Below are 14215 nucleotides of genomic sequence, written 5' to 3'. Positions count from 1 at the left end.
TATTTTCTATTGAACATCCCACCAGACACGGCCTCTAATATCGTTTGGTGTACCAAATCCCGGAATATTAATCATATCATCAATAGCCTTATTGATGTTTTCAGCATTCATATTTGTAGGGAATGGTCGAGCAATAGAGAATCTTCTTGGCATTTCCAACACAGAACCAGAACTGGTGAAGACTTCTGCTTTGAAAAGATTTCCATTGACAGAAGGGTAGCCAGTGCGCTTTACTAATGCCCAGGCTTCATTATTATTTTTGAAGTAATTGATATATTGCTGAATACATATTTGTTCAAGAGCATTTGCCTGATTAAATACAACACCTGCACTTGCTTTGTACGTTGTTACTTCTGCAGGAGTCAATGCCTGATAACCTGTTATTTTTGCTGTTGATGCAGCTTTATCATGTTCAGCCAATGCAGCGTCTATACCTTGATAATACAAGTTTTGGACATCTGCAGGAGTTCCGTAAATACTGCGTTGAGCAAGCTCAGCTCTCATAAACAATACATCAGAATAATTTATTATCGGGAATGTCATGTTTCCATTATTCGGCGTACTATTGAAATAGCTTGAACGGATAGATGACGGCAATCTTGCTCCGGTTACATCTTGATTATTGAATTTGTATGTTATAGCCGTAAAGTATGTTGCCTTTGTCGGATCTAATGATGCATCAGGGCTGATATACTGTCCGCGATATAATTGTCCATCCCAAACAAAACTAGCCGGGATTTTACCTTGTGCCTGAGCAGCTTCAAAACGTTCTTTTGTAAAGTGTGATGGTTCGTAGTAAATACGGATACGCGGATCACTTGTTTTCCACATAAAATCTACCATGTTTTTCGAACCTGAAACTGTTCGTTGGTTAGTCGGATTATCTTCAGCTCCTGTGAATCCGCTTCTGGCAATAAATTTCCAGGATTCACTGTCATTGCTGATAACTCCGGCAGGGTCGGCCAACACTTCTGCAGCGATTGCACGAAGCTTTTCAGGATTACGCTTCATCAAGCGCATAGCTATTTTTAAACGGAGACTGTTTGCCGCTTTAATCCATTTTGCCGCATTTCCATCATAATAGATGTCATAGCCAGCCAAATTTACTTGTGGAGCAGAGGTAGGAGCCTTCAGCTTTTCTACGGCAGCTTTTAATTGTGCGTCCAGCATATCATATAGTTGCTCCTGTGTATCATACTTAGGTGTTAACAGAGGAGGTGTTGTATAACGAGCCCTGAATGCCTCAGAATATGCTATGCTCCCATATACATCTGATGTATACCATGCGAAGTAAGCGAGAGGAATATCTACAATAGCATTAAGATGTGTATAAGAGGCTTGCTTATCTGCCGGAAGTTTTTTAATAACTTCTTTGATATCGAACAATCTGTTACCTACACCATTGTAAAACATATTCCAGCGGACACCAATATTGCCAGAGGCCTGATAAGAGCCTTCGGTATTACCTGCTCCAATAGAAAATGTTTGTGACCAATAGTAAATACCTAGGTAAAGATCATAATAACGTTCCCTTCCATTGTTATGAATGGATAATAATCCAGTGGGAAGTTCATATTCTGGTGGAATATTCAGTACAGCATCCGGATCTGTATTCAATTCCGAAAATTTATCTCTTCCACATGAGGCTGCGATTGCTATCACAAAAAAGAGGGTTAATATTTTGATTGTATTTTTCATTTCTGTAAAATTAAATTTTGGTTACCTACACACTAGAAACTACCATTGATACTAAAACCAAACCGACGAACATAAGGCATTGCCGATCCTTCATTCATAGCACCTGAACCACTGTCATTAATACTATACGGATTAAAATTATCAGGGGCACTGTTGTATATAAAGAATAAATCATTACCATATACTCCAACTCGTAATCCGTTCATTTTTAATTTTTTAGCAAATGTTGACGGAAGATCATAGTTTAAGCTAACTTGTTGTACTGAAACCCAAGAAGACTCATACATAGAACGTTCTCGGATACCACTGAACCAGGAGTGTGAATTACTGTAATACGCTGCTGCACTGGCCGGACGCATATAACCAGCATCTACCGCTTCTTGATGTGACATACCTGAGATGTCTACGACTTTACCACCGAAATTTACTGTAGTTCCTTGTTTATAAATACCATCAAGAATAACCCCGTCGTTTCTGGCAACTCCTGCAGCGGTTGTAAATGCTACACCTCCAAATTCTTCTGAACGACCAGGTAATGTACTTTTCAAAGTACCCAACCATGAACCAAAGTCTTTTGTTGAAGAATACACCATTCCGCCATATTTAGCATCTACTGCGACTACCAATTGGAATGTTTTGTAGTTGAATGTATTTCTCCAGTTACCTAAGAATTTAGGTAGTATAGAGCCTAAAACCGGAGCTTTATCAATTCCTTCTGTGTAATTCGCTGCGCGTTCATATATTGTGGAAGTTCCGTTAGGAGATGAAAGTACCCGCTTACCGTTAAGAGGACTTTCTATTGGATTTTTAGATCCATCTACAGCCTGATACTTAGCATAGGCATAGGGAGCTATAACTGTTCCGTAATCTCCTCCTACTTTAGCAACAGCCTGATAACCATCTCCTCCGCCAACTCCGATGTATTCCAATCCGAAAGGAAGAGATAAAATAGTATTGCGGTTACGAGTATAATTGAAACGAGTATCCCAAGAGAAATTATCTGTTTTAACTGGTATACCAAATAAAACCAGCTCAATTCCTTTATTGCGAACCTTACCACCATTTAATAGAGCAGCAGTTACTCCTGATGTGCTTTCTGTAACGAAACTGATAATCTGATCTTTTGAATCTTGAGAATAGTATGAAATGTTAGTTCCTACTCTGTTGTTCAGCATTCTGACTTCAAGACCAGCTTCGTATTTGGTTGTGCGTTCCGGGCGTAAGTTCTGATTCGGTAATGTATTACTTTGGTAGCCATAGTTAAGAACAGATCTGCCTAAGTAGTCGTTGTAAGCTCCTCCTGTTGAATATGCTCCTGTATTTGTGGTATATGCCCCTGTTCCATTACCAGTCTGTACATACGATAGTCTAAGTGCACCATAGTTGAATATAGGTAACTTGTCCTTAAACGTTTCATTAAACTTCCAGATAACATCAGCTCCTGGATAGAAATAAGAATAGGTTCCGTGTCCGTCATTGTAGACTAAAGAAGAATTCCAGTCATTACGGCCATAAATATTTAAAGTTACATCATCACGGTAATCAAAAGAAGCCTGATAAAAGAGAGAACCTAAATGTCTTGCATTTGGTTTTTCTTCACCAGCAATTACTCGGTTTCGCGAGTTACTCAAGCGGTATATGTCAGGATAGATTGCACCGTCAATACGTGCGTTTTGTCCTTTCGAACTGAAGCTATAATATTCTCCACCTCCTAACAACATCATGTTGAAATCATTTATTTTCTTGGTGTAGTGTAAAGCTCCCCGAAATTGTGAAGTAAATCTACTGCTCATGCTGGTTGAATATTCCGGATTTGCATATGCAGAGTCACGACCTCTGGTTCTGTTTTCATAATTGCTTCCAAGGTAATTTATATTTACAAAACCTTGAAATTTCAAATAATCTGTAAAAGGAACCTGTACATCAATGGAACCACGTACGTTATCATCATTAGTAACACGATTATTCTCATACAAATTGTATAATACGCTTGAAAAACCAGTTTCATCTGCTCTGTTCCAGCCTCCTGTCGCAGCTTTATAGTTATCCATCCAGTATTTCGTGTCGTAATAGCGTGGCATTCCTGATACAAAATTGACTAATACACTTCCTGCAGACGTATTACCTGACAACATTGCATTCCCCGCTCCAACGTCTGCTGCATTACGAGCTTCACTTTTCACATAAGAAACGTTTGCATCAACAATTACTTTTCCTAACAGACGCTGAGTTCCACGGAAATTAACACTATTTCTAGTGAAATCATTGTTTGGTGTAATACCTTGAGAACCGTTTCTTGAATAAGAAAGACGGAAAGATCCCTGAGCATTACCACCGGAAATACCTACTGTAGTATTGTTACTTATAGCTGTCCTGTAGGCATCTAACATATTATTAGGTTTAGCAGAAAAAACAATTTCACGACCATCATAATCTAATAATGTCTGTCCATTAAATCTTGGACCGAAATTGAATGCTGTAGCTGGTACCTGAAGTTGACCACTTGGTGTTTTGACAAAGTCTCTGTCTCCACCTGTTGTACCCGGGCCAAATTCATTTTGAAAATCCAACGTTTTATACGCTTGGTCCCATTGCGTATTTTGAGTGATTGTTACACCCAGTCCTCTTTGTGAAAATCCGGTTTTAGTTGTTATTAAGATAACACCACTTTGAGCCCGGCTACCGTATAATGCCGTAACTGCACCACCTCTTAATACAGTAATATTCTCAATATCATCTGGGTTAAGATCTTTTAAGATATTTCCAAAATCCTGACTTCCTCCTCGATTTGGTAACACCATATCCTGATCCATGATAATATTATCAATAACGATCAAAGGTTGGTTGTTGTAAGGATCCAAAGACGCACTACCCCGAATACGAAAGATAGGTGTAGATTGTGGTCCGCCAACTCCCGGCTGAACCTGTAATCCCGGTACCAAACCTTGTAATGCTGTGATAGGATTAATTGCTCCTGTTCTGCGAATGTCTTCTCCTGACACTGTTGTAACAGCTGAACCGATCTGGCTTCTTTTGCGTTCAGCAAAACCTGTTACTACAACTTCATCCAAAGCTCCTTCTTCAGGAGTCAGAGTCACGTTGATTGTGTTGCTGTTGGCCACTTGGATTTCCTGGGCCATGTAACCTACAATAGAAAATCGTATGGTTTCTCCCTTCTGGGCTTGAATGGTATAGCTGCCATCCTCTTTTGTTTGGGTTGCGCGGGAGGTGCCTTTAACAGCTACCGTTACTCCGCCTACATTCCCGGTCGTACTCGTCACTTTCCCTGTGACGGATTGTTGTGCAAATAGACTGGATATCGAAAAGACAGATACCATGACTATCATACAGCATGATGTGTAGAATTGCTTCATGTGAATTAGGTTATTTTCAGGTAATAATAATTACATAAATTTAACACAATGGATATGTAACTTCCAAATCTTTTTAAAAAAAAATAATAAGATCGTGTTTGTTTATGTATTTTTTGATTTAATCTTGGTTAATAAGTAAAGATTTAACAAAGATTTTATTGTGCTTTTCAATAAATAAATGAGATGATGTGAATATTGTAAAAAGAAGTGCTCAGAGCTATTATTTCGAGCACTTCTTTTTATATGAAAGCTGCTTTCATATACTTGTTTAGTGATTTAATAATATTGGATTATTGCATAAATAAACTGCTAAAAGTATATCCTATCCTATCAAGATTTTGAGATAGTTAGGATATAAAAAAGGGATGCCCTGAATGTTAACATTCAGGGCATCCCTTTTTTATAAAGGTATTTTACTTCTCTTCCAGCCAGATTCTGTTTAACCAAAGTGGTTTGATTCCTTTTATCTGAAAGCTGATTTCATAGGCTCCGGCTTTTGGAAATTGCAGTGTTCCGGTAGTATTGTCTACAAATTCATCAACATAGTTATTTTCATTTGGTTCGGCTACCATTTTGCCGGTTGGCGTAATTTTTCCTTCCAATTGATGGCTTCCTTCAGCTACTTTAATTTCTACGTTTTCTTTATTCGGGTTGTGGGAGGAGACGGCTACAGTATAAGTTCCTGCTTTCGGAATATATACTTTCCAACGGATTTCTTTCGGTTGATCTATGATCAGATGAGTAGGTTTGAGACCATCATATCTGACTATTTTAAAGTCCTTATTGATCGTATTGGTGCTGTTTAATGAAAATCCTCCAAATGTCGATTCACCTGCAATATTCTTTTCTAATGTAACAGCCTGCGGAAATTCAAAAGCGACAACAGAAACAAAAGGATTGCTTTGAGAAGAAGGAAGTTTCACATGGATCAAAGGTCCTGTCTGATCGAATGTTAACTTTTCTTTGCTGCCATCTTCTTTCCACAATTCTACGCCTGAAGGAGTGGAACTGATGCCGCTGACACGGAGAATGTGATCCAAAGGCCAGTTAAAGACATGAGCATAGACCATTTGTTTGCCGTTAACCATTTTTGTTGTCAGTTTGCCCCAGTCATGCTGATCTGTGCGAAGCCCGAGTCCTGTATTGCCATATAATGCTTCTCCGTTTTTTGTCAGCCAGTTCCCTAAATCACGGAGCCGGCTTATGCTTTCATAAGGAACTGTTCCATCAGCACGGGGACCGATGTTAAGAGTGAAATCTCCGTTGATACTGACATTACCGATTAGTGAACTGAACAACTGTGTGGTAGATTTCCATTCATTTTCCTGTGCATTATATCCCCAGGAGTGCGCTATGGTACCCGGAGTTTCCCATGGATGAGTAGTATAGGCTGTTCCGAACTGATTATCTCCCAATGTCTCAAAATCAATATTCGGATCTGAAGCCGGTAGTCCCAGTCGGGAATTAATCAGACAATTGGGCTGAAGCTCACGTATTAAAGCAATAGCCTGATCCAGTTGTTCTTTTTTGAAAATGGTTTTTTGATACGGTATCCACATATCAAACCACATAATCGCGATATCTCCGTAATTGGTAAGTAGTTCTCTTAACTGAGGTAAAGCTTTTTCCTGCCAGTACTGATTGAATTGCGCATCGGTGACACGTCCGGTCAATTCCTGCATATGATTCCAGGCATAAGGGTGTTCCCAGTCGATCCAGTGTGAATAATAAAATCCCAGTTTCATGCCATGTTTACGGCAGGCATCTGCCAGTTCCTTGATCACATCCCGATGACTTCCGCTAAGTTTAGGCAGGCTGTAATCACCTATTTTGGTATCCCATATGGCTACTCCGTCATGGTGTTTGGTCGTTATAATAATGTACTTCATTCCGGCTTCTTTTGCCAGTAATACCCATTGTTCGGGGTTGATCTTATCCCAGTCAAACCGGGTTGCAAGTGTGCCGTACTCCTCCTTAGAGATACGGTTGCGGTACCTGATCCATTCCGCATAGTTATTTACATAACGGAGTTTTTCGCCCTTCCATAAACCTTCTGCAGCACTGTAAAGTCCCCAATGAATAAACATTCCAAACCGATCATGTTTGAACCATTCGGTCCGCTTTTCCGGACTGAGCTGGGCAAAGGAGTTAAACGATAAGCTCATAAGTATGGAAAGGATAAGAAATAGTTTTTTCATCAGATCGGGGATTAGGATTAAGCTTTAAATTTAGTTAATTCATATCAGATTTTTAAGATAATATGTTTAATATTCTTACGGTTGTAGGTATACGTAATATGTACCATACCTTTGGTATCCTGTATAATTGTTGGATAACTGAATTCTCCTTTTTCCTGGTCTTCCAATACCAGAATATCTTTCCAGGTGATGCCATCTTTTGAATAGGCAAGCCGGAGTCTGGCTCTGCCTTCCCACCAGTCTTTTCCCGGAATATCGGGATTGTAAACGATCAAAAAACCATTTTTGACACGGATAGCATCGGTAGCCGAATTGGGATTGATCAGATTTGTTTTGGATAATGCTGACCAGTTTTTCCCTTCATCAGAAGACCATGAAGTCATGACAAATCCTTCTTTGCTGCGGCAAAGTACCTGAAGTCTCCCATCGGCATGCTGTAAAATACTGGGTTGAATAATGTTGAACGGGGAATTATGATCAATAGGGTAACTGGTCCATGACTTCTGCTGATCATCGCTGCGTTCCACATGACCCATCCACCGGTCTTCAGTGACCTCCACACTGGATGGAGACAGAATAATGCCATTGGCAAGTTCCAATGGCTTATTTTTAACCGGGCCTAAAATACCCTTTGGCAACAGACTGGCAGATGACCATGTCTTGCCATTATCGGCTGAGGTCTTTACTGCACCCCACCATTCACGGGGATTCGGTCCTACTTTATAATAGAGATACAGTGTGTTGTCTTCTTTTGTTTTAAACAGTACGGGATTCCAGCAGGCATAACGTACCGTATCATGGCTGATTCCATCAGCAACAGAGACCGGAGCAGACCATTTCTGACCGTCGAATGCTGCACTCCAGATGACTACATCCTTATTTCCCTCATGTGTTCCTCCAAACCAGGAAGCCCGGATCTCTCCGGAAGCTGTTTCGGCAAGAGTAGAAGCATGACATTGCGCAAAATATCTGTTTTCTTCAAATAGAAAATCCTTTTTGACCACTGTCGGGTGAATGCTTTTGCAGGAGCCAAATAGAAGTAGAACGACGCTGTATAAAATGAATCTGTTCATAGCTTATCGGATAGAAACGGTGGCTTTTAAAGGAAGATTCTTAGAGGAATTGCCAATCAGTATCCGGTATTCTCCGGGTTCGATTGTCCAGTTCATCTGCTCATCAAAGAAAGCCAGTTCCTGAGGGTCCAGAGTGAAATGTATCTTCTTTGTTTCTCCGGCCTTTATAAATTCCTTTTTGAATGCTTTGAGTTCCAGTACCGGGCGGGATACAGAGCTGAGCAGATCTCTTACGTATACCTGTGTTACTTCAGCAGCATCTACCTTACCGGTATTGGTTACATCTACCGAAAAACGAATAAGTTCCTGATTTGAAACTGCAGGAGTTTCTAAAGTCAGGTTTGTAAAATCGAATGTGCTGTAGCTCAGTCCGAAACCAAAGGGATACAGAGGCTCACCGCTCAGGTGGTGATAATCATCGCCACGTCCTGTAGGATGGTGATTGTACACCAACGGCAGCTGACCTTCATGGACAGGGTAGGTCACAGGCAGTTTACCGGAAGGACTTACTTTACCGAATAAGGTATTGGTTATAGCATGACCTCCTTCTTCACCCGGATACCATACATTGAGGATAGCACCTACTTTATGCTTCCATGCTGTCGTTTTGATTGCAGATCCGCCGACAAGAAGTACTGTTGTCGGTTTATTTAATAAAGATACTTCCTGAATAAATTGTTCCTGATTGCCCTCCAGATTTAGAAGAGCACGATCCTGAAATTCACCTTCGTGTATTCCGGTGGTAACAATAATATAATCCGCTTCTTTCGCTTTAGCTAATGCTTCGTCATAATCTTTTTTGTAATCCGGTAATCCGTAATTCCACACTAATTCAATATGGGCATTGCCACGCATTTCGCGAAACTCTATGCGGATAGGATAGCTTTTACCTTTTTCAAATGTAAACGGAGCTGTGGTGGTTGAGTAACTTTCTTTTTCCCATTTATCCACGATCAGCTTATTGTCCACATAGAGACGGTAACCATCATTTCCTCTTAATCCAATTTCATATATACCGGAGGCAGGAGAACTGATCTGACCTGTCCAGCGGATGCTGTATTGATCCATTTTAAGCTGTTTGTCATCCGGAGAACCTAATGTCCAGCTACAGTCTATTTTTTCATCTGTACGGGTGAATGCTGGTGTTCCTGATATGGATGCATTGTTAAAATACTCACCTTTAAGTCCTTTTGCATTTCCTGAAGTCAGGTAAGAAGGATCTATGATACTCGTGGAGAGTAATTTCATAGTGATACCTTTGGCATACCGGATATCCAGTCCTTTTCCTTTGCCATACTCCTGTATACCCTGCAGTATGCTGACTTTACCATTTCCGGGACCACTGTATCCGCCTAACCGTGCTGCTGTAGCCTCTTCTCCTACGATCAGGATTTTTTTGTAGGATGCATTAATGGGAAGGGTGTGATTCTGATTTTGGAGCAAGACAAAAGATCCTTCCGCAGCTTGTTGTGCAATAGGTTTGTTGTTGATTTGCGTCACTAATTTTTGAATATCTTTCTCACTGACATAAGGTTGTTCAAAAAGACCCAGTTCAAATTTAGCTTTCAATACGCGTGACACAGCATCATCAATACGGGTTTTGGAAATTCTTCCGTCCAGAAAGGGAGGCATAAACAGTTTGTAATGATCGTATTCTGTCTGGAAAATGACATCCAATCCGGCATTGATTGCCTGTGCTGATGCATCCGGATAATCTTTGGCCGTGTAATGCAATACTGTAGATCCGCCAACTGCGCTGGCGTCAGAGATAATAAATCCGTCAAATTTCCATTCGCCTTTCAGTTTGTCTGTCAGCAACCACTTACTGGCTGTGGAAGGACGGCCATCGATCAGGTTGTAAGCGGTCATGACAGAGCGGCTTTTTCCCTGTTGAAATGCTTTTTTAAAAGGCACCAGATGTGTTTCTTCTAAAAAGCGTTTATTCCAGAAAATAGGGTAGGAGTCACGTCCTCCATCTCCGACATTGGCCAGAAAATGTTTAGGTGTCGTAATAATATCCTGTTTTTCGAAAGCACTCACAAAGGCTACTCCCATTACGGAGCTGAGGTAAGGATCTTCTCCATAAGTTTCTTCTGTTCTTCCCCATCTTACATCATTCGCCAGATTGACAACGGGTGTCAGAATTTGTCTGATACCTCTCAGGCGGGATTCGGTAGCAATGGCTGTTGCTACTTCATGCATCAAAGCAGGATCAAATGTAGAAGCCAGACCTATGGCCTGCGGAAAAGCTGTAGCGCCTTCGCGCATGAGTCCGTGAAGCGCTTCATCAAACGGGATAATAGGAATCCCGAGACGGGACTGTTCTACGAAATATTTTTGGATTGCATTGATCTTACGTACAAGTTGTTCTGCACCTTCATTAGCATTGTACTGTAGTAGTTGTCCGGCAGCACCTCCGCCCTGTGTACCGGCACTAACCTGAAATCCGAAGATGCCATGTTTATACTGATCTTTGGGGACATGGTCTAAATCTCCCGGAATCATAAAACATTGCCAGAATTTTTCTTCCGGAGTCATTCGGCTTAAGAGATCCTGTACTCTTTTTTCGACAGGCTGAGCCGGATCTTTGTAAATTGGTTTTTGCTGTCCGAAGCTTACAAATGATTGAAGGAGTAGGGCTGCGGACAGCAAAACTGTTTGTTTTTTCATAAATAGTTGATAGGTGAAAAGCAACGGGTTGCATAAACGGTCAACCCAATTGCTTATGGGTTTTTTATTTTGAAACTAAACGGATAACGGCCGCATAATTCAGAGTGCTATTTGGTTTTTTGATGGTGATTTTATCTGCTGTTTTAGTCCATTTTAATTTACCTTTATAACCTAAGATTTCAACCGATTTGGGATTGAAGTTTTCGGGAACTGTAAATGTAAATTCCTGTGGCATGGTATAGGCCGTATTGTCAGACAGGTGAAATACATTCACAGTCTTATTGTCTTTGCTTTTTGTATAATAATAATCTCCTTCATGGTAGGGAGCAACAGGACGGGTGGCAAAAACAGCACTTTCATTAATCTGCATCCATGCAGACAACTCTTTTAAGCGGTCATATGCTGCCTGATCAAAGTCTCCGTTTGGTCCGGGAGCTATATTTAATAAATAATTACCACCACGGGATATAATTTTGACCAAAGTTTCTACGATCTTTTTGGTTGGCTTATATTGATCATTAGGGACATAGCTGAATGAATTGCCCATTGTGATACAACTTTCCCATGGAATATCCATTTTGTGATCAGGAATAGCCTGTTCGGGTGTGACGTAGTTTTCCCAGGCTCCCGGTACAGTACGATCTACCACAATAATTCCGGGTTGATTTTTACGCGCCATAGTACCGATCCGGTCCATGTCAATATCTTGTTCTACCTTGATTGTGCGCTGCCATTCTACGGATTGATCTATGGTTTTGAACGGACGCACCCATCCTCCGTCAAGCCAGAGTATATCTACTTTGCCATAGTTGGATGTGAGTTCATTAATCTGATTGAAAGTGAAATCCTTGTACTGCTTCCAGCGTTCCGGATATTTGGTCGGATCGTAGTTTACATTTCTGTCTTTCGGTGGGAAATAGGACCACCAGTAGTATTCTGTATGCCAATCAGGTTTAGAGAAGTAAGCACCGATCTTGAATCCGTCTTTGCGGAATGTATTAAAAATTTCTTTTGTTACATCTGCTCTGGGGTTACTTGAAAATGGAGTTTTGGAATCGGTTATCTTATAATCCGATTGTTTCGTATCAAACATGGCAAATCCGTCATGATGCTTGGTCGTAAACACCACATATTTCATACCTGCACCTTTAGCTGCTGCAGCCCACTTTTCAGGATTGAAGGCCGTGGGATTAAAGGTCTTTTGAAGATTTTCATAATTCTTTACGTATTCGTAATAAGACGATCCGTGTTCAGGCTTGCGTTGTGTCCATCCTTCGTCTTCCGGACATAGAGACCAGCTCTCTACAATACCCCATTGGCTATAGGTACCCCAATGCATAAAAAGTCCGAATTTCATGTCCTGCCAGTTTTCCAGATTCTGGATAACCTGCGGATCTGTAGGCTGTTGGTATCCTACCGATACATTATGTTCCTGGCTGAAACCATTTAGCAATTTACTGCTCAGGAAAGCGGTTAATAATAGTGTACGTAATTTCATTTCATATAAATGCTTAGGGGTGATTTTTTATCAACTTTAAAAATACTGATTTTTAACAAAAAAAGCTGCCAATTGGCAGCTTTTTTATGAATTGAAATAGATTTATTACTTAATATCCCAGAATATCTTTGTGTCTCTGGTGTCTTTACTTTTAACAGCCTGATAGTTTACATTGTTGTTTGAAACTTCCGTACTTGGATATGTTAATCTTTTTGGAGGATTAGCATAGTTGACAAGACCTGCAGTCTGGAATGTCAGTTTTGGAAGTTCAGTTCTTCTGTATTCAGACCAGGCTTGCTGTGCCTGTAAATAACCGAAATGTAACCATTTTTGCGTGATAATAAGTTCTAACTTCTTGGTTGCATCTCCGGTAAAGGAAGCTGCCGAATTATCCACAAAGGCAGAGATAATTTCTTCAGTTGGTTTTTGTTCTGTTTTTAATCCCGAAGTATTCAGATTATTAAGGTAGTAATAGAACGTAATGGATTGTTTAACCCCCAGATCATAAGCCGTCTTCGCATCTGCTTCATTACCCCATCTCAGGTGTGCTTCCGCTTTGATGAAATTGACTTCTGAAGCATTGATCACAATACCCGGAGTGGCTACATTATCAAAGAATGTCGCAGAGTCCAGCACTGCATAGTCCTGGAAATTGTTTTCCATGTCTGTTGATGTAAATTCAATAGGCATTGCTTTATACTCTTTGTTTTGGATAAATTTTCCGTCTACTGTTCTTCCGAACTTATCATAGAATACTGGGATCCTCGGGTCATTTGAAGGGAGCATCACTTTATTCAGCATATAGTCTGTTGCATAGTGATTAGGTCCCTCCAATAATGCCTGTCTCAGACTGGTTGTGTTGTTTGTCAAAGGATACAATAAGATATCATCTGCTTTCGGAGAATAATTTGGATTAGCGGATCCGTCAACTAACGGATATAGAGTCGCATTGCCCAGCATTTCCATAATCTCTGTTCTGGCTTTCGTTTCATCCACATTAGAAATTCTCATTAGCAGACGAAGGCGTAATGAATTCGTGTATTTTCTCCATTTCTGGATGTTACCGCTATTCAGAATATCATATTTTGAAAAATCTGCATTGGTGCTGGCTTTTTCAAAATAAAGGTTCAGCGCTTTCAGTTCATCGATAAACGAATAGTATAGCTCTTTCTGGTCATCAAATTTTGGTTTGATGATCGTACTGTTAGTTGGTAAGCTACCTGCTTCACTGAAAGGAATATCACCGAAGTTATCAATCATTTTTGATGCTTCATCAAAAAGAACAACTTTACCTGCATTCAGGAATACTTCCTTGGTTGCTCTTTCTGTTTCAGGAAGATTCGCATAGGCCACTTCCATTGAACGGTAGATACCTAATACACCCGGTGCATAGAAATCTGTCCAGTAATTATATGCATACCCGTCATTTGGCTGATACATGGTATTGGACGGATAGAAAGATGCCGTTTGTGTATATATAGCCTGATTAGAAAGAATGAAAGTTCTGTAATGCCAGTAAGATGGTCTTACGCGGTCATTGTTGAGCATATCCGTGAAAAAAGCCGGAATGTTTGCCTGTGTAGAGGCATCGGGGTTTTGAAATTTATCTTCAAGATCTTTCTTACAACCCGTGAAGGAAAGAAGAGTAAGTCCTGAAAACAAAATATATAATAGTGATTTTTTCATTTTGTAAAGGATTGATGG

Annotated in this window: 7 protein-coding genes; all 7 read right to left on the bottom strand. The window is 40.4% G+C overall.

The window, feature by feature from the left end; all coding sequences use genetic code 11:
- Nucleotides 1-6 precede the first annotated feature (6 nt).
- Complete coding sequence (locus I6J03_RS05645) at nt 7-1698, bottom strand: SusD/RagB family nutrient-binding outer membrane lipoprotein (protein ID WP_003008136.1); 1692 nt, start codon at nt 1696-1698, stop codon at nt 7-9.
- A 32-nt stretch (nt 1699-1730) separates the two neighbouring features.
- Nucleotides 1731-5072, bottom strand: coding sequence for a SusC/RagA family TonB-linked outer membrane protein (locus I6J03_RS05640; protein ID WP_232279735.1), 3342 nt, complete (start codon nt 5070-5072; stop codon nt 1731-1733).
- A gap of 413 nt (nt 5073-5485) precedes the next feature.
- Nucleotides 5486-7270 (bottom strand): alpha-L-fucosidase, encoded by a 1785-nt coding sequence (locus I6J03_RS05635; protein WP_201694215.1) that lies wholly within the window; start codon nt 7268-7270, stop codon nt 5486-5488.
- A gap of 44 nt (nt 7271-7314) precedes the next feature.
- Nucleotides 7315-8343, bottom strand: a complete 1029-nt coding sequence (locus I6J03_RS05630; RefSeq protein WP_201694214.1) for a sialidase family protein — start codon at nt 8341-8343, stop codon at nt 7315-7317.
- Nucleotides 8344-8346: 3 nt separating this feature from the next.
- Entirely contained in the window at nt 8347-11013 is a 2667-nt protein-coding gene (locus tag I6J03_RS05625) for a glycoside hydrolase family 3 N-terminal domain-containing protein (protein WP_003008128.1), read from the bottom strand.
- Between the two features lie 64 nt (nt 11014-11077).
- Nucleotides 11078-12511 (bottom strand): alpha-L-fucosidase, encoded by a 1434-nt coding sequence (locus I6J03_RS05620; RefSeq protein WP_003008126.1) that lies wholly within the window; start codon nt 12509-12511, stop codon nt 11078-11080.
- A 105-nt stretch (nt 12512-12616) separates the two neighbouring features.
- The gene (locus tag I6J03_RS05615) at nt 12617-14197 is read right to left on the bottom strand and encodes a SusD/RagB family nutrient-binding outer membrane lipoprotein (RefSeq protein WP_232279734.1); all 1581 of its coding nucleotides are present in this window, start codon (nt 14195-14197) and stop codon (nt 12617-12619) included.
- Nucleotides 14198-14215: the final 18 nt, after the last annotated feature.

It is taken from the genome of Sphingobacterium spiritivorum, assembly GCF_016724845.1.
GTDB lineage: Bacteria > Bacteroidota > Bacteroidia > Sphingobacteriales > Sphingobacteriaceae > Sphingobacterium > Sphingobacterium spiritivorum_A.
The sequence above is the reverse complement of the archived record's forward strand: the minus strand, read 5'-3'. Positions and strand labels throughout refer to the sequence as shown.